At 66.4% G+C, this 24,675-nt stretch carries 20 protein-coding genes; 17 read left to right on the top strand and 3 right to left on the bottom strand.

What is annotated here, in order from left to right; genetic code table 11:
• The first annotated feature begins 385 nt into the window (after nucleotides 1–385).
• Complete coding sequence (locus WMF34_RS42000) at nucleotides 386–2,335, top strand: ParB/RepB/Spo0J family partition protein (RefSeq protein WP_437991313.1); 1,950 nt, start codon at nucleotides 386–388, stop codon at nucleotides 2,333–2,335.
• On the opposite strand, the gene WMF34_RS41995 is transcribed toward WMF34_RS42000, so the two are convergent.
• Nucleotides 2,316–2,762 (bottom strand): HNH endonuclease family protein, encoded by a 447-nt coding sequence (locus tag WMF34_RS41995; protein WP_437991312.1) that lies wholly within the window; start codon nucleotides 2,760–2,762, stop codon nucleotides 2,316–2,318. The genes WMF34_RS42000 and WMF34_RS41995 overlap by 20 nt on opposite strands.
• 399 nt (nucleotides 2,763–3,161) lie before the next feature.
• Here WMF34_RS41995 and WMF34_RS41990 point away from each other — a divergent pair, with 399 nt between their 5' ends.
• Nucleotides 3,162–6,851, top strand: coding sequence for an AAA family ATPase (locus tag WMF34_RS41990; protein WP_437991311.1), 3,690 nt, complete (start codon nucleotides 3,162–3,164; stop codon nucleotides 6,849–6,851).
• A gap of 4 nt (nucleotides 6,852–6,855) precedes the next feature.
• Nucleotides 6,856–8,628: a DEAD/DEAH box helicase gene (locus tag WMF34_RS41985; protein ID WP_437991310.1), complete on the top strand. Its 1,773-nt coding sequence runs from the start codon at nucleotides 6,856–6,858 to the stop codon at nucleotides 8,626–8,628.
• Nucleotides 8,629–8,630: 2 nt separating this feature from the next.
• On the opposite strand, the gene WMF34_RS41980 is transcribed toward WMF34_RS41985, so the two are convergent.
• Entirely contained in the window at nucleotides 8,631–8,909 is a 279-nt protein-coding gene (locus WMF34_RS41980) for a hypothetical protein (protein ID WP_437991309.1), read from the bottom strand.
• A gap of 285 nt (nucleotides 8,910–9,194) precedes the next feature.
• Here WMF34_RS41980 and WMF34_RS41975 point away from each other — a divergent pair, with 285 nt between their 5' ends.
• From WMF34_RS41975 to WMF34_RS41935, 9 genes are all read left to right on the top strand, one after another.
• The gene (locus WMF34_RS41975; RefSeq protein ID WP_437991308.1) at nucleotides 9,195–9,731 is read left to right on the top strand and encodes a TIGR00725 family protein; all 537 of its coding nucleotides are present in this window, start codon (nucleotides 9,195–9,197) and stop codon (nucleotides 9,729–9,731) included.
• Nucleotides 9,728–10,660 carry a polysaccharide deacetylase family protein gene (locus tag WMF34_RS41970; protein WP_437991307.1) on the top strand — a complete coding sequence of 311 codons (933 nt, stop codon included), beginning with the start codon at nucleotides 9,728–9,730 and terminating at the stop codon, nucleotides 10,658–10,660. The genes WMF34_RS41975 and WMF34_RS41970 overlap by 4 nt, the downstream gene beginning before the upstream one ends.
• Nucleotides 10,657–11,478, top strand: coding sequence for a M20/M25/M40 family metallo-hydrolase (locus tag WMF34_RS41965; RefSeq protein WP_437991306.1), 822 nt, complete (start codon nucleotides 10,657–10,659; stop codon nucleotides 11,476–11,478). Before WMF34_RS41970 ends, WMF34_RS41965 begins: the two co-directional genes overlap by 4 nt.
• The gene (locus WMF34_RS41960) at nucleotides 11,475–13,046 is read left to right on the top strand and encodes a carbamoyltransferase C-terminal domain-containing protein (protein WP_437991305.1); all 1,572 of its coding nucleotides are present in this window, start codon (nucleotides 11,475–11,477) and stop codon (nucleotides 13,044–13,046) included. Before WMF34_RS41965 ends, WMF34_RS41960 begins: the two co-directional genes overlap by 4 nt.
• 89 nt (nucleotides 13,047–13,135) lie before the next feature.
• Complete coding sequence (locus tag WMF34_RS41955) at nucleotides 13,136–14,170, top strand: hypothetical protein (RefSeq protein ID WP_437991304.1); 1,035 nt, start codon at nucleotides 13,136–13,138, stop codon at nucleotides 14,168–14,170.
• A complete protein-coding gene (locus tag WMF34_RS41950) occupies nucleotides 14,167–16,428 on the top strand; it encodes a glycosyltransferase family 2 protein (protein ID WP_437991303.1) in 2,262 nt (753 codons plus the stop codon). Before WMF34_RS41955 ends, WMF34_RS41950 begins: the two co-directional genes overlap by 4 nt.
• 244 nt (nucleotides 16,429–16,672) lie before the next feature.
• On the top strand, nucleotides 16,673–16,936 hold the full coding sequence (locus WMF34_RS41945) for a hypothetical protein (protein WP_437991302.1): 264 nt from the start codon (nucleotides 16,673–16,675) through the stop codon (nucleotides 16,934–16,936).
• Between the two features lie 69 nt (nucleotides 16,937–17,005).
• Nucleotides 17,006–19,372 (top strand): UvrD-helicase domain-containing protein, encoded by a 2,367-nt coding sequence (locus WMF34_RS41940; protein WP_437991301.1) that lies wholly within the window; start codon nucleotides 17,006–17,008, stop codon nucleotides 19,370–19,372.
• Nucleotides 19,373–19,384: 12 nt separating this feature from the next.
• A complete protein-coding gene (locus tag WMF34_RS41935) occupies nucleotides 19,385–20,560 on the top strand; it encodes a PD-(D/E)XK nuclease family protein (RefSeq protein ID WP_437991300.1) in 1,176 nt (391 codons plus the stop codon).
• 175 nt (nucleotides 20,561–20,735) lie between these two features.
• Here WMF34_RS41935 and WMF34_RS41930 read toward each other — a convergent pair whose 3' ends face one another.
• Entirely contained in the window at nucleotides 20,736–21,011 is a 276-nt protein-coding gene (locus tag WMF34_RS41930; RefSeq protein WP_437991299.1) for a helix-turn-helix domain-containing protein, read from the bottom strand.
• A gap of 799 nt (nucleotides 21,012–21,810) precedes the next feature.
• Here WMF34_RS41930 and WMF34_RS41925 point away from each other — a divergent pair.
• Genes WMF34_RS41925 through folE2 form a run of 5 tightly spaced genes read left to right on the top strand, consistent with a single transcriptional unit; the run spans nucleotide 21,811 to nucleotide 24,647 of the window.
• On the top strand, nucleotides 21,811–22,068 hold the full coding sequence (locus WMF34_RS41925) for a helix-turn-helix transcriptional regulator (protein WP_437763381.1): 258 nt from the start codon (nucleotides 21,811–21,813) through the stop codon (nucleotides 22,066–22,068).
• A 9-nt stretch (nucleotides 22,069–22,077) separates the two neighbouring features.
• Nucleotides 22,078–22,791, top strand: a complete 714-nt coding sequence (queC, locus tag WMF34_RS41920; protein ID WP_437991298.1) for a 7-cyano-7-deazaguanine synthase QueC — start codon at nucleotides 22,078–22,080, stop codon at nucleotides 22,789–22,791.
• On the top strand, nucleotides 22,788–23,429 hold the full coding sequence (queE, locus tag WMF34_RS41915; protein WP_437991297.1) for a 7-carboxy-7-deazaguanine synthase: 642 nt from the start codon (nucleotides 22,788–22,790) through the stop codon (nucleotides 23,427–23,429). The genes queC and queE overlap by 4 nt, the downstream gene beginning before the upstream one ends.
• Nucleotides 23,430–23,440: 11 nt before the next feature.
• Complete coding sequence (gene queD / locus WMF34_RS41910; RefSeq protein ID WP_437991296.1) at nucleotides 23,441–23,800, top strand: 6-carboxytetrahydropterin synthase QueD; 360 nt, start codon at nucleotides 23,441–23,443, stop codon at nucleotides 23,798–23,800.
• Nucleotide 23,801: 1 nt separating this feature from the next.
• The gene (folE2, locus tag WMF34_RS41905; RefSeq protein WP_437277884.1) at nucleotides 23,802–24,647 is read left to right on the top strand and encodes a GTP cyclohydrolase FolE2; all 846 of its coding nucleotides are present in this window, start codon (nucleotides 23,802–23,804) and stop codon (nucleotides 24,645–24,647) included.
• Nucleotides 24,648–24,675: the final 28 nt, after the last annotated feature.

Raw genomic sequence — 24,675 nt, 5'->3', positions numbered from 1 at the left:
ACCCTGCGGGATCAGGCAAAAAACCTAGCCTGATCGCGTGCTTGGGACAGCCCTGCGGGGTTCGGGTGGGAGGGATGGAACGCGACGGAACGCGACCCGGGGCGACCCCTCGCGACGGTGGGCGTGTGAATGGCGTGTGAATGGGATGTGAATGGCGGGAGGGCGATCGGCGGCGAGAGAACAGGGGAAACCGGGGCCGGGTGGCGCCGCCGCGTCCTCAGTTGCCCGGGGGCCGGCGACGAGAACATCTCCGCGCTGTCCCTCGGGACCGGGCAGCATGCTGGCGCCCACGCGCCGGCCCTGTTGCGCTTGACGGCGGTGGATGCGCTCTCGTCCTCCGGGCAAACTTGGCGTGCCGGAACGACTCTGTTCGGTTGAGGAGACCATGATGATCCCGAAAGTGAGCAGGCCCAGTCCGAAGCCGAAGCGGACCACGAGATCACGCCTCGGTGCCACACCGTCCATGCTGGACGCGACCGAAGCCGTGCACAGGGAGGTGCGCATGGTCGCCATCAAGGACATCGTCATCCCGCCGCACCGCGAGCCCGACCCCGCGACCGTCCATCAGCTCGCCGCGTCCATCGCCGAGGTGGATCTGTTGAACCCGATCATCCTCACGCCGGAGGGTGAGCTGGTGACGGGCCGCAACCGGATCGCCGCCTTCGTGGAGCTTGGCCGAACGCACATCCCGGCGCGTACGGCCACGTGGGGGATGCTCGAGCGCGAGCTCGCAGAGATCGACGAGAACATCGTCCGGCGCCGCTTCTCGGTGCTCGAGCGAGGCCGGCTGCTCGCCCGTAAGAAGGAGCTGTACGAGGCCGTTCATCCCGAGGCACGCCAGCATGCACGAGGGGGTCACGCAAAGGCGGCAGCCGAGGCGGCAACGGAAATTATTTCCGTTGCACCGGCCTTCGCATCGGATGCGGCCGACAAGCTCGGTACGTCGGAGCGGTCCGTGCGAGAAGAGATCCGGATCGCCACGGAGCTGGCTCCCAGGGCGGCCAAGCTCCTCTGCGGCACTCCGCTCGAGGACGAGAAGGTCCTCCTGATGCAGCTCACCCGGCTGCCTCGAGAGCAACAGGTGTCCGTCACGCAGCTGCTCGTCGACGGCCGCACGAAGAGCGTCAAGTCAGCGGTCGCGATGCTTGAGGGAGATGCGAGAGCGACCGAGAGGAAGAACCTACGGAGCAGGAAAGGCGGCGAGAGCACCGCACGCATGCGCGAGATCACGGGCTCGCTTCACGAGGTGGGGAAGCGATGGGGGCGTCTCGTCCACGACTTGGATCCGGCACTCGCACAAGAGGCGCAGGAGATCGGCATCGCGCTCGAGAAGATCGAGGAGAGGATCCGCGCGCTCGTGCGTTCAGTCGCGGAGCCTGCTGCCGAGCCGTCGGGACACGGCGAAGCCCAGACCTGCCGCGATGAGCATGCGCCGACGACGCCGCTTCACGACCTGTCCCGCCGGATTCTCGCTGCGAAGAATCGGTTCTCAGAACGTCATGGAGGGCTCCTCGACGGCTCACTTACTTTGGCCGACTACATGGCGGCGCGCCGAGGCGATCCCGAGAGCGTCCGCGCAACGAAGGCGCTTCTGGCGAGCGATCTGTTCACATTGGTCCGTGAGGTCAACTCGTTCAGCATTGAGGTACCCGGCACGAGGCCCGGGCCCACGCTGGGCCATGTGAACGGGTCAGGAAGCGCGGCCCCAGCTCCCGCGGGACCGAGCCGTACGCTTCCGCCCTTGGGATCTACTCTCACGCCGCTGCCGCCTGCGAACGCGACGAGCGCGCCGGCTCCGTCGAAGGTGGTGCTGCACAACCCGATGGAGGAGGAGATCGAAGCGGTGGTCGTGCAGATCATCGAGGGATACAGGAGCGGCGTGCTACGTTTGCCGTTCCAAGGTCGGGCTGAAATCTGGCGGAAGAACTGGCCCGCGCACGTGAGGGAAGCAGCGTCCGAGAAGTTCTTCGCGATGCTCGACGCGCTGCATGCGTCCGTACGTGCGGCGCCACAATCGGCATCGAATACAACGGCACTTTCTGCAGCGCCAGCTGAAGCAGAGCTTTCGCCGCTCAGCGCCCAGACGGCGCAGCCGCAGAAGGCCATCTTCGCGCGTCCCGATGCATCGAATTCGCTGGATCCGACCACGCCCCGCATGGGCGATCTCGCGAGGGCCGCGGCACTGGTCCTGGCCGCGCCTGGGTCATCGCATGCGTTGACAATTGCCGCAAGGCTGGTACGGGCCGACACGGACCCACGGGAAGAACGCCGCAGCGCGCGACCGAATCTGTCCCAGCCGAGGACGCAGCTCACGACTAGGGCGGCCAGCGCTTGAGACAGAAGTCGACGAGTTCCTGTGTGCGAGCCTCCACGTCGTGCCGACCGAACTTGTTGTTCGTCTGGCTCGCCACACCGATTTCTCGTGTCGCGACGAACTTGCTGTCCTTATGGACGTCATCGGCGGATGCTTTCTGTTCGGGTGTCTTCTTCTGCGCGGCGCTGTTGATGCGCTCCTCGACGAGGCTCAGGTTCCCGAGCCGATGGATCTGCTCCTCGTACTCGTCGCGGTCGGCAAAGCCGCGCCCCTTCAGCGCGAAGGTGCGCTCCTCAGGAAGCACGTAATCGATGGTGATCCCGGCCGCGCGAAGCCCCCTGAGCTCAGCGAGCAACATCGGGGCGCTGCCCGCGCCCAATCGCGCGACCTCCTCGTGCTCCACCAAGATGTGGAGTGTGCCCTCGTTCGACTCCACGACGAAGGACACGCCCGACGTGCTGATCTACATCGTCAGGCTTCGGCGAGCGCTGATCGCGATCGAGGCCAAAATGTACGACCGGCCCGCGACGGCTGCGTTGAACGGGCAGCTCGCCGCAGGCGGCGCTCTTCCGCTACCTCGCGGGGCGGTTCAACGTCGAGGCAGTGAGCCTAGCGCACGTCGCGCTGCCGCCGGCGGCGCTCGCCTCGGACGTCGGCACGGTCCTCATGACGACGGTGACGTAGGAGCGGCTGCTCGGCGACCGCAGTGAGCAAGGCGGCCGAATGGCGGCAAACACAGCCGTATCGAAGGGCTGCGCTTCCTGGAAGCGTCGCGCCGGGAACGGCTGGTCCGCATGGGCGTCGGCAGCGTACCATCGGCAGCGCATCCGAAGGGGGGCCTCAAGACATGTTCCACCTCACCGCTCGCGTTGCCTGGCACGACTCGCGTTGGAACGGGCGCGTCTGCCGCGTCCCGTCCTGCAATTCCTTCTGCACCGCGCTCGACCGGATCCGCGAGGGGCGCGACGACGCGCGAGAAGACGCCCTGGCTGGGATACCGTGGAGCGGCCTCAAGCCCGACGACGTGCCGCCCTGCCAGGCCGAGTCCGGCGCGTTCATGAGCCCGGAAGCATGGACACGCCGCTTCACCCATCCTTACGCCGGCATCAAGAAGGCCGAGGAGACGCACGGGCACCTCGTGCCCACGCTCGTCAAGGCGCCGCCGTACTCCACCTTCGTCGTGCCCTTCGCCTGGATGCTCAGCAACGAGCAGGAAGCCATCGACGCGAAGCTCCCCGAGTCGCTGCCGCCCGATGAAGAAGCGCCGTTCTCGAGCCCCTGGGTCTTCGGGAGGTCGCGCCAAGAAGCGCTGCTCCAGCTCTTCTTCGGTCGCCTCGTTCCCGAGCGGTCGCTCGTGTTCTTCTACTGCAAGGAGGGGCAGCCGCTCGGCGATACGATCTCGCGCCTGGTCATGGGCGTCGGGCGCATCACGGCCATCGCGCCGCCGAAGTCCTACGATACCGCGAAGAAGAAGCCCTCGTACGGGATGTGGGACCGGTTGATCCAGCACTCGATCCGCCCTGACGGCGACGACGGCTTCTTGCTGCCGTACCACGACTACCTCGAGCCGACCGGCGATCCCGGCGAAGACGCCCGGCGGCTCACGCAGCTCAGGGAGATCGCCGTCCCTGCCGATCCCGCACACCTGCGGGTCTTTTCGTACGCGGCCGAGCTCGCGCCGGCCGACATCGCGCTCTCCACGCTTGTTCGATGCCTCGAAGCCGTACGCCGGATCCGGACGCACGGCATCGCGAAGGGTCCGTGGGAGCGCCGCGAGGAGTGGCTCAACGCTCAGATCGCGACGACCTGGAAGGACCGCGGCGCCTTCCCTGGGCTTGGACCCGCCCTCGAAGCGCTCGGGCTGCGCCTCGGAACGGCGCTCGCGCTCGAGCTCCTCTCCTCGAACGCGGTGGCGCGGGACGCGGATCCGTGGCCCGCCGTCGACGCGATCCTCCGGGGAAAGAAGAAACCACCGCAGCGCGCCTACGCTCCCGACCTCGAGGCGGTTCGCGAGACCTGGACGAATCTCACCGACGAGCAGCGGGATCTGCTCCGGCTGCTCTCCCGGTTCGCGCTTACGCCCGCACAGGCGAAGCGCTGGTACGATGTGGCCGAGCGGGCGCGGGGAACCACGGCCAAGGTCTCCGACCGAGAGATCCTCGAGAACCCCTACCGCATGAGCGAGGTCGATCTCGGAAGCTGGGACGACTCGCCCGTGTCCGTTGGCATGATCGATCGCGGCTTGCTCCCCGAGGCGACCATCGCCGCGAAGCATCCGGTGCCGGCGCCCTCAGCAGTGGAGTCACCCAACGATCCCCGGCGCATCCGGGCCGCCATGGTCGCGGTGCTGCGACGGGCGGCCGAGCAAGGCGACTCGCTCCTCGGTGCCGCAGACGCGCTCCAGGAGGTCGCTAAGGTGGATCTCGCACACCCGTGCGTTGTCGGGAGCAATTGGCCGGCAGCGAACCGCTCGGCGCTCCAAAACGTGATCGAGCTCGTCGATGTCGTGACCGACGACAGGGGCACATCGACCGCTGCCCTCCAGCTCACCGAGCTCAAGGGGCGCGAGGACCGTCTGCGGTCGACGCTGTCGAAACGGGCTGGCAAGCCGATCATGCCCGTGAAGGCGGACTGGAAGACGCTCCTTGTCGAGGCAATCACGGGCGCGGGCGGGAGCTTCGACCCCAAGAACGAACGCCACGCGCTGGCGATCGCCGAGCAGTCTAGCGCGCTCGCGCGTCTCACGTCCCGTCGTCTCAGCGTCCTCATCGGGCGCGCGGGCTCAGGGAAGACGTCGGTCCTGGGCGCACTGATGCTCTGCCCGCCGCTCGCCAAGGACGGGATCTTGTTCCTCGCCCCCACCGGCAAGGCCCGCGTCCGCCTCGCCAAAGCCACGAACGCCGAGGCAATGACGGTGGCGCAGTTCCTCCATCGCCTCAAGCGCTACGACGGCGCCCGTCAGCGGCCACGCTTCGAGGGCAAGGAGAAGTACCGCCAGGAGAAGACGATCGTCATTGATGAGTGCTCGATGCTCACGATGGACGATCTCTTCGCCGTGCTCGAAGCGATCGACCTCGCTCATGTGCAGCGGGTCGTCCTCGTGGGCGATCCGAACCAGCTTCCGCCCATCGGTGTCGGCCGTCCGTTCGCGGATCTTGTCGCGTTCCTGGAGACGACGACCGTAGCAGCCGACGATGGAGCGCCGCTCGGCGACGCGCTCGCGCGGCTCACCGTGGAGGTGCGTACGCTGGCATCGTCGAGCGAGCCGTCGGACACGCTGCGGCTCGCATCGTGGTTCACCAGGGAGCCGCAGCCGATCGACGCCGACCGCGTCCTCGGCGATCTCGAAGCGGGCACGCCGTTCAATGACCTCGAGGTGGTGCTCTGGAAGACGCCCGACGAGCTGCGGGCGAAGCTGCTCGAGGCCTTCGCGCGACACCTCGGCGTGAAGGACGCGAGCGACGTCGCCGGCTTCGACGGAGCGCTGGGCCTCAACGACAAGGGGTGGGTCCCGTTCGACAAGCCCGACGGCTCGGAGCGGTGGCAGATCCTCTCCCCGGTACGCATGCACCCCCACGGGGTGCATGACCTGAACCGGTGGATCCAGCGGCAGTTCCGCGCGAAGGAGCTCGACGCCGCCGTGAGGCGGTGGGCCCCGAGCCTCGGCGACGAGAACATCGTGGCGAAGGACAAGGTCATCCAGACGGTGAACCAGCGGCGCAAGGCGTACGACTGGAAGGAGCGGAACGCCTGCGAGCTCGACATCGCGAACGGGGAGATGGGGCTCGTCAGCAAGGTGAAGGACAACCTCAAGGTGGCCTTCGCCGGCCGTCCGAACGTCACGTTCGATTACTGGCCCAGCCAGTTCGGCGACGGCCGCGCGCCGCTCGAGCTCGCCTACGCGCTCACGGTCCACAAGGCCCAGGGCAGCGAGTTCAAGAAGGTGTTCGTCGTCCTGCCCAAGGGCTCACGTCTTCTCACGCGCGAGCTCGTCTACACCGCGCTCACGCGCTCGCACGAGCGGCTGGTGCTCCTCGTCGAGGGGAACGACGCGACGACGCTGTTCGACCTCACCCGCCCGGAGCGCTCCGAGACGGCGCGACGCAACACCAACCTTTTCCAGGGCGCAGTCCGCCAGGGCGCGGACGAGGTGCGCTACGCCCAGCACCTCATCCACCGAGCCGCGAAGGGCCACCTTGTGCGCAGCAAGTCCGAGCTCGTCATCGCCAACATCCTGTACGAGCTCGATGTCGACTACCACTACGAGCGCGCCTACGACGCCCAGGCCGAGGCACGTCGCGTCCGCCCGGACTTCTCGTTCGTCATGCCCGACGGCGACCTCGTGATCTGGGAGCACCTCGGCATGCTCGACCGCGAGGACTACCGCCGCGGGTGGGACTGGAAGCGCAACTTCTACGAGCGAAACGGGTTCGTGCTGGGGAAGACGCTGTTCACGTCGCAGGAAGGCGAGCGGGGCGCGCTCGATACGCTCGCCCTTAAAGAGATAGCGCGCACCATCAAGAAGCTCCTCGAGTAAGGCCATGGATGCGGAAGAGAGAGCGCAGGTTGAGCAGGTGCTGGCGCGCATCTCGCGCGAGGACTGGGACGGGTTCCTCGCGAGCGACGAGGGCGCGCGGGTGGGCGAGCGGCTCGACGCCGTGCGGGCGGCGCTCCGTGGATCGGGAAACCTGTCGCCCGGAGCACCCTCGCGTCCGATCGCCGAGGTCGTCGATCTCCTGGGCCACCGGCTGCTGTCCGACGGCGCGACCGGGCCGTGGCTCCGGGAGAAGATCCTCCAGAACCTGCCGACGACGAGATACAAGAAGCTCGAGGCCCTCTACCGCGAGGTCGGAGGACGGCGCGCGGCGCCGCTGCACGGCAACATGACGCAGCAGGGCGCAGGCTCGCGCGTGATGGCAGGCTACTGGCACCAGGGCAGCACCTGGGCACGCCGCTTCTGCGAGATCACCGGACTGCCCGAGCTGCTCGCGAAGTGCCGATCGAACCCCCTGCCCGACGATGAGGAGGTCGTGCCGGTCGAACCGTTGCCACCGCTGCACGACTTCCAGATCGAGGTGTACGCCGCCATCCGGAAGATGCTCCTTGGCGGCACCGGGGAAACGGCGTTGCTGTCGCTCCCCACCGGGGCCGGCAAGACCCGCGTGGCCGTGGAGGCGATCTGCGATCACCTCGCCGAGGAGCGGCAGCGGTGCAATGTCGTGCTCTGGATCGCGCAGAGTGACGAGCTCCAGCGGCAGGCGTGGGAGTGCTTCCGGCAAGTCTGGCAGGTGCCGCCGCAGCGCGTGGGGAAGATCATCCGTAGAACGCCGCCGCTCAGCATCGTGCGGCTCTGGGGTGGGCGCGATCCGGATTCGATCGAGATCGGCGACGAGCCCACCGTGCTGGTCGCAGGCATCGATCAACTCGCGAGCTGGGTGGACAACAGGCCGGACTTCTTTGAGAGCTTCCCGACCCGGCGGCTCGCGTGCGCCGTCGTGGATGAAGCTCACTCGCTCATCACGCACACGCAGCGCGAAGTGCTCGTAGCGCTTGGGCTTTGCGCGAAGCGTGAATGGCGTGCGCTGCAGGGAGCGGCCCCCGTCATCGGCTTGTCCGCGACGCCGTGGCGCTCGGACGACGAGGAGAGCGCGACGCTCCAGCGGTACTTCCAGAAGCAGCTCCTACGCCCTGACTCGCTCGGCCAGAAGCCGATCCAGGCCCTCCAGCGGCGGGGGATCCTCGCTCAGGTCAACGCGGAGCGCCTCCGCGTCGAGGGGACCCGCGCGATGACGGACGCTCAGCTTCGCCGCTTCGAGCAGTTCAGGGACCTTCCCGGCGATTACGTCGCGCAGCTCGGGCTCGAGCACGACCGCAACGCCCGGATCCTCAAGCGCCTCGGCCGGCTCCCGAAGCGCCGGCACGCGCTCGTCTTCGCGTGCTCCGTCGCGCACGCGGAGGTCCTCGCCGTCGCCCTGAACCGCGCCCTTGACGACGACTGCGCCGCGGTGGTGACCGGGCAGACACCGAGGGCCGAGCGCGCTGCTGTCATCGAGCGCTTCCGTGACGGCGACGGCCTGCGATTCCTCTGCAACGTCGGCGTGCTGACGACGGGCTTCGACGCTCCTCGTGCAGACGTCGTCTGCATCACGCGACCGACGACGAGCGCGTTGCGGTATGAGCAGATGGTCGGTCGCGGCCTGCGCGGCCCAGAGAACGGGGGGACGGCAGAGTGCCTCGTCGTCGACGTGCAGGACGATGGGCTACCGGAGGGCATCCAGAGCTACAGCCGCGTCGCCCATCTGTGGGATGGCTGATATTACGCTGAAGTGCCGGCGCTGCTGAAGGAGTTCGGGTTCACGGCACACATCCCACCTCCGTGGACTACCACAAAGCTACCGTAGCTTGGCACCTTGCCGTCGCCGCGTGCGTAGTAGAAGTGGATGATGTCACCGAGGCCGACCTCTCTTACCCGATCCGACTGGCTGCCATTACGCTCCACGGCCGAACGGCAAAGAAAGTGCCTCGCCACCGCGAGCCGACGAGTCTCGTAATAACCGACCTTGCTCCTGGTTGCTTTATAGATCCACTCCTTCATTCGTTACACTCCTCAACGGAAGCGGTTATAGGCATTACCCATCGTCGCCTTCGGCAGTGCCGCTTACTTCGCCCCATCACCCCTGCTTCAACCTTGTGGCAGTCGCGAGCGCCTCCTCGGCTTCGTCGGATTCACAGCTGGGCCACCCCTCGCCGGCTTGCTTTGCGTACATGGTCTCGAAGAGCTGAGTACATGGAACACATTGCCAATATTGACCCAGGAGGTGCGAAAAGGCCCTTCCAGGACTTGCAGCCGTGACTTATCCTACACTACTGGGAGCAGACGATGCGACGACCCGTTGCCGCCGTGATTGGAAGCACTCGCGCGACGGCCGACCAGCTCGAGCTTGCCCACGAGCTCGGGGCGGCTCTCGTCGACCAAGGATTCCGGGTGCTCACCGGCGGGCTCGGCGGCGTCATGGCCGCGGCGCTCCGGGGCGCGCGCTCGTCGGCGCGTTACCAGTCCGGAGATACCATCGCCATCCTACCCACGTACCGCGCGGGCGACGCGAGCGACGCCGCGGACGTCGCGATCTGCACGGGGATGAACCACGCCCGCAATGCCGTGCTGATAGCATCCTCTGACGTGGTGCTCGCGGTCGGGGGGCGGACCGGTACGCTGGGAGAGCTCGCGCTCGCATGGGAGCTCGGGCGACCCATCGTCTGCGTTGGCAGCTCGGAAGGATGGGCAACGCGTCTCGCCGGCGAGACGCTAGATGACCGGCGCGGCGATCGCGTGCACGGCCCCCTGGCACCTCGCGATGCAGCGCAGCTCGCCCTGACCCTCGCCGAGGCGATCGTTCCTCCGCCCTCGTTCGTATGACGGGGCAGCTCGCGGTCCTCTGCTACCACCGGGTGCTGCCGGATGCCGACCGCACCGGTGATGCGTGGCCGTACTTTTCCCGCGGGACGGCCGTCTCGCTCAGCAGCTTCGCGCGCCAGGTGGAGCAGCTCATGCAGCACGTCACGCTCGTTGGCGAGGCGGCAGTCTCCGCCTGGGCCGACGGCCGCATGGAGCTCGATGTTCCTTCCGCCTGGATCACCTTCGACGACGGCTATGCAGATGTCGTCGAGCACGCATCGCCGGTGCTCGCAGCGGTGGAGGCTGCGGCGAGCGTCTTCGTCACCACGTGCACGCTCGCGACGCCGCCTCGGGCGCTGCCCGCGGATCGCTGGTACTCGGCGCTCGCTCGCGCACGGAGGCGCCGGGGCACGCTCGTGGTGGGTGGGCACCACTGGGCGTTCGATCTCGACCGTCCCGAGGATCGGGCGCGGCTCGTTGATGGTCCCGAGCGGCGACGTTGCCTCCAGGCTCCCGAGGAGGAGCGGGATGCGATCCTGGCCACGCTGGGCGAGACGCTGGATGCGCCAGCCGAGCCCTCGCGGCGGTTGTACCTACTGGCCGAAGAGCTTCGTGGCCTCGTGCGGCGAGGCTGGTCGATCGGAGCCCACGGCGCGACGCATAGGCCGTTTTCGGTGCTCGATGCTCCAGCACTCACGGCCGAGCTCGACGAGACGGCCCAGGTCTTCGCTCGGCATGGCTTTCCGAAACCGACGACCCTCGCTTATCCCGATGCAGCGTGGAGCGAGGGGTCCGAACGAATCGTCGCGGCGCATGGCTACCGTCTCGGCCTCCTCCTCGGCAACCAGGTGACCTCCCACCAACCGCTGCGGATCTGCAGGTTCGTGGTGCCGGACGAGCCTCGCTGGGTGGAGCAGACGCTGCTGCCAGCGCTCGGGAGGCGCGGATGAGCGCCGCATGGCATCGCGAAGCGGAGTGGCTCGACCGCGTCGGGCGCTGGGTTGCCCTCCACCCCGTTTCCGGAACCGCGTCGGCCCTGGAGGTGGCGACCGAGGTTCACGCTGAGCTGCGCGCTCTCGGCTTCGCCGTGGAAGAGCTGCGGCGCCCCGGGCATGCTCCGCTGCTCGTCGCGCGACGTCCCGCGCCGATCGGGATCCCGACGATCGGGCTCTACGGCCACTACGACATCGAACCCGTGCACGAAAGCTGGCACGGCGACGCGCTGCAGCTCCGGGTCGCCGCGGGGCGCGCCTACGGGCGTGGCATCGCGGACAACCTCGGGCCGCTTGCACAGCGTCTCCTGGCAGCGCGTGACGTGCGATCCTGGCCCGGTGTGCTCTGGGTGATCGAGGGAGAGGAAGAGACGGGCTCGCCTGTGCTCGCCGGGCACCTTGCCGCCCTGCGAGCGATCGACGTGGCGGTGTGGCTCGACGAGACCGGGTACTTCGAGGTCCCGGAACGGCAGCGCATCCTGGCGTTCCGATCGGACGAGCGCCTCGATGCTCTTTGCCGCCGCTGGCGGGAGCTCTCCCGCGAGGAATCGGTCTCGGTGGTGCTCGAAGCCCGCCCGCTGAACCGCGCCTCAGCGACATCTGCCGGGTCCGTCGGCTCGCTCTTTGGCGAGCGGCCCTATGCGGCCTTCGGACCCAACGACGCGCACTCGAATGTCCACGGCGCCGACGAGTCGCTGCCGCTCGGCACGCTCGCGCTGACGGCGCGCCAGCTCGTCGCGACGCTGGAGCACATGGCCTCCGGGGGGCAGTCATGAAGGTCATCGCGTTCCATGTCCAGCACGACGCGGGGCTCGCCGTGGCCCGCGACGGCGTGCTTGAGCTCGCACTCGAGCTGGAGAGGTTGTTCGAGGAGCGGTACTTCGCGAGCGCGCGGGATACGAAGGTCTTCCGGGCGCAGTGGCGGCGGGCGATCGAGGTCGCCGTACGAGCGACGGGGATCGAGCGCTTCGACATGGCCGTGACGAGCTGGGTGATGCCCTCGCTCCGCCGCATCCTCGCCGAGTTGGTCTCGGCCGAGCGCTGGGTAACCGTCGACCATCACCGCGCCCATGCCCTGCACGGGATCCACGACGCGCCCTTTCGGCGCGCCCTCGTCATGTCCTTCGACGGTGGCGGGAACGACGGCACGTGCAACCTGTTCCGCGCGCACGACCGGGCTCTCACGCACCTTCACCGCGTACCGCTGAACCTCGGCACCCCGTACCGGTTGCTCGCCACCGCGATGCCCGAGGTCACGGGACGGCGCCCTCAGCCGCGCGCGGGGCACCTCTCCCTCGCTGGCAAGCTGATGGCCTATGCCGTCTTGGGGCGCATCCGCGAGGCGTGGCTCGGCCCGGTCGAGGACTACTACCTGAACTTCCAGGAGCCCTTGCAGGCCCTCTACTCGCTCGGCGAGCAGCTCGGCCTGGAGCTCGAGGCCGACGCGGTCGCCGAGGACGAGGCGCGTGATCTCGCGGCGACGAGTCAGGCGGTGTTCGAGAAGCTCGTGCTCCGGATCCTCCGAGAGCATCTCACGGAGCAGGATGAGGGGATCGTGCTCACGGGCGGGTGCGCGCTCAATGTGCGGGCCAACGAGCTCGTCCGCCGGATGTTCGGCCGCCCGGTCCACGTGCCGCCCGCGCCCAACGATGCCGGCATCGCGACCGGCGCGCTGTGGTCCGTCGAGCCGCCGTCAGCGCCGCCGGACGTGTTCGTGGGGCCATGGCTCGTCATGGACGTGGGCGAGGGCGAGCTCGTGCGGCGCGGCGCCGTGCGGACCGGCGTCGAGGAGATCGCGTCGCTGCTGCGCCGCGGCGCCGTGATCGGCGTCGCCCACGGCCGCGCCGAGCTGGGACCACGAGCGCTCGGTCACCGCTCGCTGCTGGCGTTGCCCGGCTCTCGAGAGGTGAAAGAGCGGATCAACGCCCGTATTAAGTCGCGGGAGTGGTACCGGCCCTTGGCCCCGGCCGTCGCGGCGGCGCGAGCAGGAGAGTTCCTCCTGGATGCGGCCCCCTCGCCCTACATGTCCTTTGCCGTCAAGATGCGCCCCGAGGCGCTCGTCCGCTTCCCTGCCGCAGCGCACCTCGACGGGACGGCGCGGGCGCAGCTCGTCGCGCCAGAGACGTTCCTGGGGCGGTTGCTCGAAGCGCTCGAGCAGCAGGGTGAGCCGCCCATCGTGCTGAACACGTCCTTCAACACGAAGGGTCGTCCCCTCCTCCAGCGCGCCAGCGCGGCGCTCGACGCGCTCGACGAGACGCACCTGGACTTCGCCTGGATCGAGGGCTGGTTGGTGCCGCGCGACGCGGCAACCATGCAACGGTTCGCAGGAGGAGTGCTCCGGTGACCCAGCGACCGCGCCTGCTCTGCGACGCCAACCCGATGGCCTACGGGTCGAGCTCGGCGCTCCTGGCCATCCTGGAGCACGCCGATGCCGTGGCGGTCGCGCTGGTGCGCGACGTCACGGCCGAGTTGCTCGGCGCCGACCCGGCGATCGCGCGCACCATCGCCGTCGACGTGAAGGATCCCGACGCCGTGGCGAGAGCGCTCGAAGGAGAGCGCTTCGACGCGGCGCTCGTGGTCTCGAACCTGGCCAGCATCGAGGTCTACCGCCGGCGCGGGCTGCCGATCTTCTTCGTGGATATCCTGTACTGGTACAGCGCACGCAAGGACCATGCGGTGTGGACGGCTGCGCAGCGCGGCTACGCGCAGGCGTTCCCCGGTGTCCGTGAGCGAGTCGAAGCCCTGCCGCCAGCCGTGCGACCGGTTGTGGTCGGCCCCTTGATCCGGACCTTGCCTCCGCGTTCGAAGACGCCGCAGGGCACCCTGATCAATCTGGGCGGGGTGCGCTCGCGCTTCATCGATCCTGGCCGGGCGCCGATGTTCCTCGAGTGGGTCGCCCGCATCCTGCACGAGGTGGAACCACTGCTACCTTCCGGACCGATCCTCATCGCCGCCGGAAACGATGCTTGCGCCGTGCTTGGTCCCATCCTGCCGCCGCGCGCGAAGGCCGTGAGCCTGCCGCAGCCGGCATACCTGCAGGCGCTCGCCGACGCCGCGCTGTTCCTGACCGCCCCCGGACTCAACGCGGTCTTCGAGGCGCTCTGGCTTGACGTTCCCGTGGTGTTCCTTCCCCCGCAGAACGCCACGCAGGTGCTCCAGCTCGCCCGCTACGAGGCCGTGAAGCTCGTCCCGCCTGGCATCAACCTCCCGGGCCTGGTCCCCGCGCTGGACCTGCCCGAACGGATCGACGACGAAGGCGCCTACACCGAGCGGGTGCTCGCAGCGCTCCGGACGGCGTTGCGCTCCGGCGCGGTGCTGGAGGCAGCCGCACGCCACGTCGCAATGCAGATCCGCGAGGTCGCCTCTCGCGAGGCCGCCCGGCGCCGATTCCGGTCATCGCTGGGAGCGCCGGGCGGGGCGGCGATCGCGAGCGACATCCACGGCTTCTGGCGCGAGCGCGCTCCTTGAGCGACCTGATCGACGCCGCCGTCATCGTGCCCACCACTGGGCGCCGGCCCATCTTGCTGCGGAGGGCGCTCGCGTCGGTGCTCGCTCAGCCCCTCAGACCACGCGAGATCCTCGTGATCGTCGACGCGGCGGCGGACGCCGTGCCCGGTGTGGCCGCGCAGATCGCGGGGCTCCCCTGCACCGTCCTGGCGGTAGGGGAATCACGAGGCGCTGGAGCCGCGCGCAACCACGGGGCCCGCGTGGCGCGCACCCACCACCTGTGCTTCCTCGATGACGACGATGTCTGGAAGCCCGGCTATCTCACCGCGGTCTTCGCAGACGGACCGGGCTTCGATCTCGCGCTGACCGCCTTCGAGAAGCACAACCGCGACGGGGTGCGGCCCGAAAAGGTTCCCCCGGAGACGTTTGACGCGGGGGTGTTCCTGGTGGCCAACCCCGGTCTGCGGGGCAGCAACCTCGTCGTCACGCGGGAGCTCTTCTGGGCAGCCGGGGGCTTCTCCGAGAGCCTGCCGTCGTTCAACGACATGGACTTCGGCCTCCGCCTCGTCGCAGCGCAACCGCGCCGTTATCGGCGAATCCTCACACCCTTGGTCGAGTACCACGCCCATGACGGGGAACGCCTGTCCCGTCGCGGAGCACAGGCCATCCCGCCCGGGCTCGAAGGATTCCTGCAGCTGCATGGGCCGAGGATGGATCATCGGCAGGAGGCTGCGTTCCGTGCGCGCGCGATCGACCTCTGGGGTGTAGACGCCTGGGCCCCGGCGGCGCTGGAGCGGCGGCTGAAACAGGCGCTCGCCGCGGGCGCCATCGCGGCGCACTTCCCAGGGCTGCTGCATGCCGCGGAGACGGCCCTGATCGAGGCGACGTGCCGCAGCGACACGGAGGTCGACGAACGGCAAGCGTTCATCGACCACCTGTGCGAGGCGTTCGAGCGAGATGGCGCTGCGCCAAGGCTTCGGTCCCTGCGCATCGTCGTCATCACGACGGACACGGCCGGGAGCGTGGCAGGGCTCCTCGCGTCGCTTCAGCACGCGCTCGAGCGTTCACTCTGGCGGGCCAGCGCAGGGGGGCCACTCGTCGAGGTGCTCTTCGTTCGCAACGACCGCGATCCCGAAGTCGACGACGAGCACGGTGCCACGCTGCAGACGTGGACCGACCCTAGGATCGTGGTCGCCGAGGTTCATGTACCGAGGTCGTTCCGCCCGCTCTCCCTGTGCGAGGCCAGGGCCTTCGCGTTTCGCGCCGCGTGCGAACGCGGATGGAAGCCATCCCCCGACGCGCCCGTATGGTCCCTCGACGAGGATTTCCGCTTCGAGGTCCTGGTTCCCTCGATCGAGCGCGGCTTCCGGCGCATCTCCGGAGGCGCGCTGCTGCATCGGCTCGAGCTCCTGGCGCTGCGTTGCGGATCGAGCGGCATCGATGCGCTCGTCGGCGGCAACAGCGGGGCCGCGCCCGTGCCTGCGCTCGGCCTGCTCCGGCGGCAGCTCTTCGATCTGACGTCGACGCCGGCTCCAGGGGTTCAGACCTCAGAGCCGGGGCGGAGGCTCGCGGCCTGGCTGCGACGGCGTGATCCCTACTACGATCTGACGACGGATCAGAGCGAAGAGCTCTGGATGCCCCTGCGCGTGGCCTGGTGGCGTGCGTCGGGCGCGTGGGCGTGGGACGAGGTGGTCGAACGGCTCATGCTCGGGTTGCCGGTGACGCGGCCGGCGCTGCCGTCGCTCGACGAGATGCCTCCGACCGCATGGGGGCACCTCAATGCGGCGACGGTCGCGGGCGGCAACACGGTGCTCTTGACGCCGCGGGCGCTGCGACCGGAGGCGTTCGTCCAGGTTCGGTGGGGCTCGGTACGATCACGGCGAGGCGACACCACGTGGTGCATCAACTGTCGGAAGAGCGGGGCGATGATCGCGCGCGCGTCCATCCCGCTACTTCACGATCGGACGCCACGACGGGGCACAACGGCGCGCGAGGCCACGGTTCGCGACGCGGTGGGCGATGCCCTGGGGGTCGGCCTCTATGAGACGCTCGGCACCCTGGGGCGCGCTGAGCAGGAGGCGACCAGGCGCGGCGCAAGACGGCGACTGGCTGCCGTGATCGAGAACCTTGCCGCCGCTACGGCTCAGCTGGACACGCCGGGGCATCCCTTCCCACGGGAACCCCGCACGAGGCTGCTCGCGTTCTTGCGCGACGTTGCGGGCGCCCTCACGGGTGTGCGGCTGGACGAGATTGAAATCAGCGATGCTCGGAGTCAGTAGCGGAGCTCCCCCCTACGGCTGCAGGCAGGATCACGGGCGCAGGTTTCGAGAATTCCGTACAATCGGACGAGCAGACGCTTACCTAGCTCTCCGCGAACCGACCGAGCGTGCACCTCGGACGCCGCGCAGCACCACGCGCCGACGTCCTGGTACTGTTCTTGAGCGTAAGGTGGCAGGGGCGACGGTGGTCCACCGACTCCTGTCACGACTATTCTGGCGGCGACCGAAGCCCTGCGAGGTGAACATGGCGACGACCGGAGAGCGATTTGGGAAGGTTCGGCGCGAGCACGTGGAGAAGGCATGCCGGGAGCTCATGGCGAGCGGGGCGCCGACGGGGGGCGGGTCCTACTTCGTTCGCTTCGACGGCCGCGAACTGCCGGCCAAGCGGGTCCTGCGCGACGCTTACCGTCACGCCAACGAGCGGGAGATCGAAGTGAAGGCCTTCAGCGGCGGCCAGTTCACGGCACGCATATTGCAGAGACTCGGGTTTGAAGTAGTCGTTCGCTGATCATCCGATCAGGCTGCTCAGGATCTTTACGTTCCCACGTTTGAGATCCTGTAATCTCCGGAGTTCGCAATGCTGACCCAGGCCGACTTCTTCGAGATAGTGCGGTCCTCAGTGCCACGTTTCCATGCCCAGTGGCTTGATCGCGAGCAAGAGCGCGTCGTTGCAGCCCCTCCCGACCCGCCAGCCCTCGTGGTCGCAGGCCCCGGCGCGGGCAAGACTACAGTCCTTGCGCTCCGCGTCTTAAAACACGTCTTCGTCGACGGGATGATGCCCGCAGGGATCATCGTAACAACGTTCACCCGCAAAGCCGCGAAAGAACTCCGGTCGCGCCTACTCTCTTGGGGCTTTGCAGTCCACAGCGAGGCAAGCCGGCGCGCGAAACAGGCGCAGCGCGCTGCGCTCACTGCAATCGACCTAAATCAACTTCGAATTGGCACCCTCGACTCGCTGGCTGAGGAGTTCCTGACCGAGGCGCGTATCGCAGGTGCTATCACTCCCGTCACCATCGAAGCGCTACTCACGAGCGCGCTCATCCGTCAGAAAGCGCTCTTCCAGGCCGCCCGCTTCCGGGACACGATCCTCGAGAATCATCTCGGGACGCTCTCGCCGGGGTTTCCGGGTGTAAAGGCGCTTCCCACGAAGGTGGGTGTCGTGCGCACCTTTGCAGATCGCGTCCGGCACGATGTGATCGACCTCGACGCGTATTCCCGAGCTGGAACGGGGCATGCGAAGCTAGTCGAGGCCGTGATGGACTACTTTTCGCATCTTGAGAAGCAGCACATGGCCGACTTCGCGCGTCTGGAGTGGTTGCTGCTCAATCGGCTGCATAAAGGAACGCTCACGAAAGTCACTTCGTCGCTCCAAGCACTCCTTGTCGACGAGTTCCAGGATACAAACTACCTCCAAGAGCAGATCTACTTCGCGCTCCTCAGGAGCCGCCCCGACGTGTCCTTGACCGTCGTCGGTGATGACGACCAGTCAATCTACAGGTTCCGAGGGGCGACGGTGGAAATTTTCGCGAACTTCGCATCGCGCATCGCGCAGGCGCTCGGAACAAGACGTACGCCGGCACGCTTCGACCTGGCTACGAACTATCGGTCGACGAAACGGATCGTTGACCTGTGTAATGCGTTCTTGACGATGGATTCCGCTTATCAGCCTGCCCGGGCGCCAGGGAAGCAGACCATCGTGGCGGGAGCAACTCATGCGACGGTGCCCGGCGCGAACATTCCTGTACTGGGGATGTTCCGTGAAACGAAAGACGAACTCGCCCGAGACCTCGCTGGGTTCCTCGTCGAGATCTTTCGTGGCAGAGGGAAATCAATCATTTGCAGGGACTCATCGTTCGTCATTCAATCTAATGAGAATGGCGACTTCGGCGATGCCGTCCTGCTCGCACACAAAGTAGCCGAACGAGACTATAAAGGGGCGCCGCGGCTTCCATGGCTACTACGTGACGAACTGGCACGACAGCATGTCGAAGTCTTCAACCCGCGTGGCCATGCGCTGGGTGATGTGACCGACGTGAGCCTACTTCTCGGCCTTGCGATCGAGTGTATCGACTCAGGGCAGCAGATTCTCGGCGGGATACCAAACTTCCCCCAGGATGCACGCCAGACACTCGATCGCTGGATCGCTGACGCAAGAAGCTTCATGGCGACCGATCCGGTGCCAGGGGGCCTCATGAAGTTCGTCGATGGTTGGCAGCGCAGAAAGCCTTCTACCATGCCGAAATGGCCAGAAGAGTGGCCATTCCTGGAACTGGTCTTCACCCTTGCCACCTGGTTTCCCCGGCTTAGCGAAACACCGGAGGGCCAGGTCTACATGGAGGCCATTGCTCGGACGATCTCCGAGGTCGGGCAGGTTAACTCGTTCAGGTGCAAAGTCCTTCACGGACAAGGAAAGGCGGACGCTCTCGCGATAGAGCAACTTTACTGGAACGTGTTCCTGGCCATCGCGACCGACGACACGGATCTCGACGAGGAGATCATGCCGATGGTGCCTCGTAAGGTCTTCCCGATCATGACAATTCATCAAGCAAAGGGACTCGAGTTCCCGCTCGTGGTGGTGGACGTCGGTAGCGACTATACAAAGGACCATCACGCTCAGCGTCGGGGGCGCTTCCCAGTGGAGGGCGACAGCGTACACACCATGGAGGACAGAACCGCAGGCTTCTCCCCCGTGGGGCAATTGCGCTTAGCGCGCTCCGCAGTGGATCGGGCATGGGACGATCTACGGCGTCTGTATTTCGTTGCCTACAGCCGTCCACAGAATGTGCTGCTCCTCGTTGGCAACAATGCGCTCATCCGCACCAAAAAGCCTGTTCCAAGCATCACATTAGGCGACACCAACAATCACCAAACTCGCCAGATGAACTTTATTCATCATAGCCAGTGGGACGCAAGCATGTCTGCCACTCACGTTGCATTAATCTGACGGGGAGCACCTATGCGGTTAAACGTGCGCGGCATCCCATTCGAGGTACCGTCTTATAGCTTAACCGGGGACATATTGTCCTACCAGCGCTGTGGACTGCAGTACAGGTATTATAACGGCAGCTCGCTTCCCCCGTCTCGACCGGTGCAAATGTGGACCGGTGAGTTCGTACATGGAGTGATGGAAGAGGCGTACAGAATTTGGGAGCAAAAAGGAGAGGAACTACCGTTCCCGTGGCCGTGCGAGATCACACAGTGGGCAAAACAGGCGCCGCCGGGCAGGCCCGAACATGACATCGGAACACTCGGAGATCTCGTCGAGGCCCGGCTTGCGGCCGGCGGCAAGATCTCGAGGAGCGACAAGGCGCGAATGGCTGCATATCGCCGTGCCGCAGCGGCCGTGAACGATCTTGGTCCGCACCTTTTCCCCCTCGTAACAGCAGCGGAGGAGAAGATTTCGGGAACGCGTGCCATGCCGACGGCCGCTAACCGTGCGGGACGCGGCGACCGTTACGAACTGACGGGTGTCGTCGACGTCATCTCCAGTGTTCGGGCACGAGAGCACGAGGGTAACGAACTCGTCAAGCTTGCTAGTGTCGTGGTTGACCCTAGTCTCGAGAACTTCGACCTCATCGTCGATTACAAGGCGGCGCGCCGGCCCGATTCAAAATCCGATTACTGGAAGCACCACGCGTGGCAGGTTCAAACGTATGCATGGCTTCGGAACCGTGCACCTGGGATGCCACGCGTGGGAGCTGGGGTCATCGTGTACGTCAACGAATTCGCCCCCTCGGCCAGCGAACTTGAGGAGTATGTTAAGGAAATCAAGCATGGGATGGCCGATGTGGTACCAGAGCCGGGTTCCGCAGACTACTACGCGATTCATCGATGGCAGCCGGGAGCCGCGGTCCCGAAGCTGTCGCTGGCCTTTAGAATGAGGCGGGCGATCCGCGTCATCGATGTTTCCGATGCGCGTCAGGCGGAGGCCGTAGCGGCCATCGACGATGTGGTAAGCGAAATCGAGACATCTGCGCAGGCGGAGTTCCGGTCAGGTATCATCCCGACTCATTGGAAGGCTTGCGGCGATGCCGCAACTTGCGAGGCCTGTGACTTCAAGCATACATGCCCGAGTCCGGCGCAATTGCGCACGACGGGAAGGAAGGCGGCGCCGCCGGGGGCGCCGGGTTGATAGAAACATGTTGTGGTATGCGAGCTGCCCCTGCTTGCCCAGGACGCGGTAGAAGCTCGACTCCGAGCCATGTAGACACCGCGATTTGCCAGCCGTGGGACGATCTGCTTGGGCGAGAGGGTGCGGAACTCGGGGCTGTTGGCCGTCTCGATGATGCGCCAGCGCTCGGCCTCGGTCAGCTTGTGCACCGGCGCGTGGCGCGGTCCGGCTCGGCCCCGTCCTCGCCGCCGGCGTCCCGTCGCCAGCGGGCCACGGTGCGTGCGCTGAGCCCGAGCGCGCGGCAGGCTGCCTCGAGCGTGGCGCCGCCACGCACCGCCTCCTTGATGAGCTCGAGCGTCCCCTGTCGGTCTCCAGGTCCGTGTCGTCGTCCCCGCCCCCAAGGTGGCCCGGGGTTTGTCCTTGGGGCACCAGGATAGCCAGTGCCTCGGCCAGCGCCTTGTCCTTGCGCCACCGCTGCCTCTCCAACTCCCGAACGCGTCGCGCCAGGGCCGGCGCCGGGCCCTGATTTCGCCGGCCGTCCGGCGCTTTAGCACGGCCTTGCGCCACTCGGCGAGCTACGCCTCGTGCGGCCCCTCTCGGCGGAGATCCTCGGCGAGCTCCTGCTCCTCGCTGAGCTCTCGCTCGGAGAGCGCAGCCACCTCCGTCACCGCGCGCAGTCTCTGCTCCGGCGGCAAGTTGCAAGCAGGCTTGCCGCACGAGTGGCGAAGGAGCTGCTGCCCGACACCTGAACGAGATCGTCGCCCATCGATCCGACCGCCGGCGAGGTCGATGCATCCTGAACAACGCGGGCCCCCGTCTGCGACCCAGACGGAGACCGCCTCGCCGGGCATCATCTCATGCCCGCCTCGGCCCGGATTGACACGCGGCCGCAGGGCCCGCAGCCACCCCGCGCCAGCAGGGTTGACCCCGGCGAGAGCCGCAAGGGGTCATGCCTATTGAGAGCTCGGTCGCGGCACCATCCGAACCCTGGGCGGTGCTGTCACTTGCCCAGAGAGGTTCCACATGAAGCCGGAGTCTCATTACGACTTCCTTTCCGGATTTCTACGGTCAAATCCAGATAAGCCCATCCACCCCGCCCGGACGCCTCAGAAGCCATTCAGAACAATTACACCCATGCAGCAATTTTCCACTGTTCCAAGACGATAGCTCCCACGGACCCTTGACGTCGCATGACGCTGCGGGATAGGTTGCACCGGAACCTGACGGTTCGTGACAGCTGTTACGCCCTGCAACCTGAACACACGAACAGCATGAGCTTCGTGCTCGACGGAACTACCTATTTTTCTGCCGCCGAGGTAGTCCGCGACATTGGCGTGGCTCGCCAGACTCTCTGGCGTTGGAGACAAGACGGGAAGATCCCGGCAGGTCGGCGCTATCGGGAACATCAGGTAGTGTTTACAGCCGAGGAATTCGCCGCGATACGTGAATTCGCGCACCGGATTGAGCCCATCAACGATGCACCTCCCAACCAGTTGAGATTGTTCAGTGGTCGGCGTGCCCAACGCTGAGGAGGGACTATGTCGAGTAAACCGAAAGCTGTTGTACTTCTGAGCGGCGGACTTGATTCCACGACTACCCTGGCCATCGCGCAGAGCGAGGGGTACCACGTTCATGCCCTCACGTTTCGTTATGGCCAGCGCCACGAGGGCGAAATCGAAGCCGCGCGCCGTGTTGCTCAGCGCTTGGGCGTCGCTCAACACGTTGTCGCACAGATCGACCTTCGGACGTTCGGCGGCTCAGCGCTCACAAGCGACATCGCAGTGCCCAAGGGGCGCTCTCTCGATGCTATCGGGACCGGCATCCCTATAACCTACGTCCCTGCCCGGAACACGATCTTCCTGTCGTTCGCCCTCGCATGGGCCGAAGTACTAGACGCGAGCGACATCTTCCTCGGCGTCAACGCCCTCGACTACAGCGGTTACCCAGACTGCCGTCCAGAATACATCGAGGCATTCGAGCGGATGGCAAACCTCGCAACGAAGGCAGGTGTCGAAGGTCGGCAGCATCTCAAGATCCATACCCCGCTGATCCTCCTGACCAAGGCGCAGATCATCCAGCGTGGTTTGGCACTCGGCGTTGAGTATGGGCTGACGCTCACCTGTTACGACCCATCTGCTCAAGGCGAGGCGTGTGGGCGGTGCGATGCCTGCCTCTTGCGCCTGAAGGGTTTCGCGGAGAGCGGACTCGCGGACCCAGCTCCCTACCGCGTCGACGCGCGTGCACTCGCATGACTTACTCAGTCAAAGAGATCTTCTATACCCTGCAGGGTGAGGGAGCCCAAGCTGGCCGGCCTGCCGTCTTTTGCCGCTTCACGGGGTGCAATCTTTGGACGGGGCGCGAGGAGGATCGCCAGCGAGCCATTTGTCGCTTCTGCGATACAGACTTCGTGGGCATGGATGGACCGGGCGGCGGAAAGTTTCAAACCGCTCGAGACCTCGCCCAAGCCGTCGCAAACACCTGGCCTCGTAATCCGGCGCGTGTCGCCCCGCGTTACATCGTCTGTACAGGAGGCGAACCGCTCCTTCAACTCGATGACGCACTTGTCGAGGCGTTCCATGCCGAGGGGTTCGAGGTCGCGATCGAGACCAATGGAACCCAGCTCCCGCCAAGGGGGATCGACTGGACGTGCGTGAGCCCCAAGGCAGGTACTGACCTGCTGCTTCGCTCCGGGGATGAGTTGAAACTCGTATTTCCCCAGGAGGGCGCTGAGCCTCACGTCTTCGAATGCCTCGATTTCTCGCGCTTCTATCTGCAGCCGATGGATGGCCTGTTGCGGCAACGAAACACCGAGCTCGCCCTCCGCTACTGCTTGGAGCATCCGCAGTGGCGGCTCAGTCTTCAAACGCACAAGATGCTCGGTATCCCTTGAGAGGGTGACGAATGGAGATTTTCAAAGAGTTCACCTTCGAAGCCGCGCATCGGTTGCCGAACGTGCCACCCGGTCATAAGTGCAGCCGGCTGCACGGGCACTCCTTCCGCTGCGAGATCCACGTGCGCGGAGACGTAGGGCCGGAGACGGGCTGGGTGCTCGATTTCGCGGACATCAAGGGCGCGTTCGAGCCTGTGCACAAGGTCCTCGATCATAATTTTCTCAACGAGATCGAAGGCTTATCAAATCCGACGAGCGAGAATCTCGCGAGGTGGATCTGGGCGCAACTCGCCCCGTCGCTGCCGGGGATCTCGGCTGTCGTCGTTCGAGAGACGTGCACCTCCGGCTGCATTTATCGAGGAGAGGGGTGAGATGGAGGACGTGCAAGGTCGCCGTGATGCACGCGGCATCCCCATCAACCAAGCTGGAGTCAGCGATCTCGCTTACCCGATCGTGGTGCTCGATCGTGCCCGCGAGCGGCAGCACACCATCGCAAAAATATCAATGTCCGTAGGGCTGCCCCATGACTTCAAGGGGACCCACATGAGCCGCTTCATCGAGGTGCTCGAGGAGCACCGCGGTGAGGTGACGGTGCGCACCCTGCCGCGGATCCTGCGCGCCCTGCGCGAACGGCTGCATGCAGAGACCGCGCAGATGAAGGTCGTGTTCCCCTATTTCCTGGAGCGGCGCGCCCCGGTGAGCGGCGCCTGCGGCCTGATCGACTACGAGTGCTCACTCACCGGCGAGACGAGCGGCACGAGCGAAGACTTCGTACTCGGCGTCCGAGTGCCAGTCACGACCCTCTGCCCCTGCAGCAAGGCCATCAGCGACTACGGCGCGCACAACCAGCGAACCTACGTAACCATTGAGGTCCGTGGGACGTCGCCTATGTCCGACTCGTCGAACTTCATCTGGATCGAGGAGCTCGTCGAGGTCGCCGAGGCATCGGCGTCGGCCCCCGTGTACCCCCTCCTGAAGCGTCCGGACGAGCGCCACGTGACCATGCAGGCCTACGACAACCCGGCGTTCGTCGAGGATGTCGTGCGCGAGGTGGCGCTAAAGCTACAGGAGGATCCGCGCGTCGCCTGGTTCAGGGTGCACGCGAAGAGCGACGAGAGTATCCACAACCACAGCGCGTTCGCGCAGGTCGAGCAGGCGCGGGTGGGCAGGCAGGAGCCGCCGCGGCGTCCCCTTGGCAGGGATCCGGCAGAGGTGTAGCGTGCCGCGCCATTTCGGGCAGAATCCA

Source organism: Sorangium sp. So ce145 (assembly GCF_051525985.1).
Taxonomy (GTDB): Bacteria; Myxococcota_A; Polyangia; order Polyangiales; family Polyangiaceae; genus Sorangium; species Sorangium cellulosum_B.
The sequence above is the reverse complement of the archived record's forward strand: the minus strand, read 5'-3'. Positions and strand labels throughout refer to the sequence as shown.

Excerpts from the sequence above, each read along its gene's own strand:
- WMF34_RS41990 (WP_437991311.1), top strand. The coding sequence starts at position 3,162 with ATGTTCCACCTCACCGCTCGCGTTGCCTGGCACGACTCGCGTTGGAAC.
- WMF34_RS41945 (WP_437991302.1), top strand. The coding sequence starts at position 16,673 with ATGGCGACGACCGGAGAGCGATTTGGGAAGGTTCGGCGCGAGCACGTG.
- queC (WP_437991298.1), top strand. The coding sequence starts at position 22,078 with ATGTCGAGTAAACCGAAAGCTGTTGTACTTCTGAGCGGCGGACTTGAT.
- WMF34_RS41980 (WP_437991309.1), bottom strand. The coding sequence starts at position 8,909 with ATGAAGGAGTGGATCTATAAAGCAACCAGGAGCAAGGTCGGTTATTAC.
- WMF34_RS41925 (WP_437763381.1), top strand. The coding sequence starts at position 21,811 with ATGAGCTTCGTGCTCGACGGAACTACCTATTTTTCTGCCGCCGAGGTA.
- queE (WP_437991297.1), top strand. The coding sequence starts at position 22,788 with ATGACTTACTCAGTCAAAGAGATCTTCTATACCCTGCAGGGTGAGGGA.
- WMF34_RS41975 (WP_437991308.1), top strand. The coding sequence starts at position 9,195 with ATGCGACGACCCGTTGCCGCCGTGATTGGAAGCACTCGCGCGACGGCC.
- folE2 (WP_437277884.1), top strand. The coding sequence starts at position 23,802 with ATGGAGGACGTGCAAGGTCGCCGTGATGCACGCGGCATCCCCATCAAC.
- WMF34_RS41970 (WP_437991307.1), top strand. The coding sequence starts at position 9,728 with ATGACGGGGCAGCTCGCGGTCCTCTGCTACCACCGGGTGCTGCCGGAT.
- WMF34_RS41985 (WP_437991310.1), top strand. The coding sequence starts at position 6,856 with ATGGATGCGGAAGAGAGAGCGCAGGTTGAGCAGGTGCTGGCGCGCATC.
- WMF34_RS42000 (WP_437991313.1), top strand. The coding sequence starts at position 386 with ATGATGATCCCGAAAGTGAGCAGGCCCAGTCCGAAGCCGAAGCGGACC.
- WMF34_RS41960 (WP_437991305.1), top strand. The coding sequence starts at position 11,475 with ATGAAGGTCATCGCGTTCCATGTCCAGCACGACGCGGGGCTCGCCGTG.
- queD (WP_437991296.1), top strand. The coding sequence starts at position 23,441 with ATGGAGATTTTCAAAGAGTTCACCTTCGAAGCCGCGCATCGGTTGCCG.
- WMF34_RS41935 (WP_437991300.1), top strand. The coding sequence starts at position 19,385 with ATGCGGTTAAACGTGCGCGGCATCCCATTCGAGGTACCGTCTTATAGC.
- WMF34_RS41940 (WP_437991301.1), top strand. The coding sequence starts at position 17,006 with ATGCTGACCCAGGCCGACTTCTTCGAGATAGTGCGGTCCTCAGTGCCA.
- WMF34_RS41965 (WP_437991306.1), top strand. The coding sequence starts at position 10,657 with ATGAGCGCCGCATGGCATCGCGAAGCGGAGTGGCTCGACCGCGTCGGG.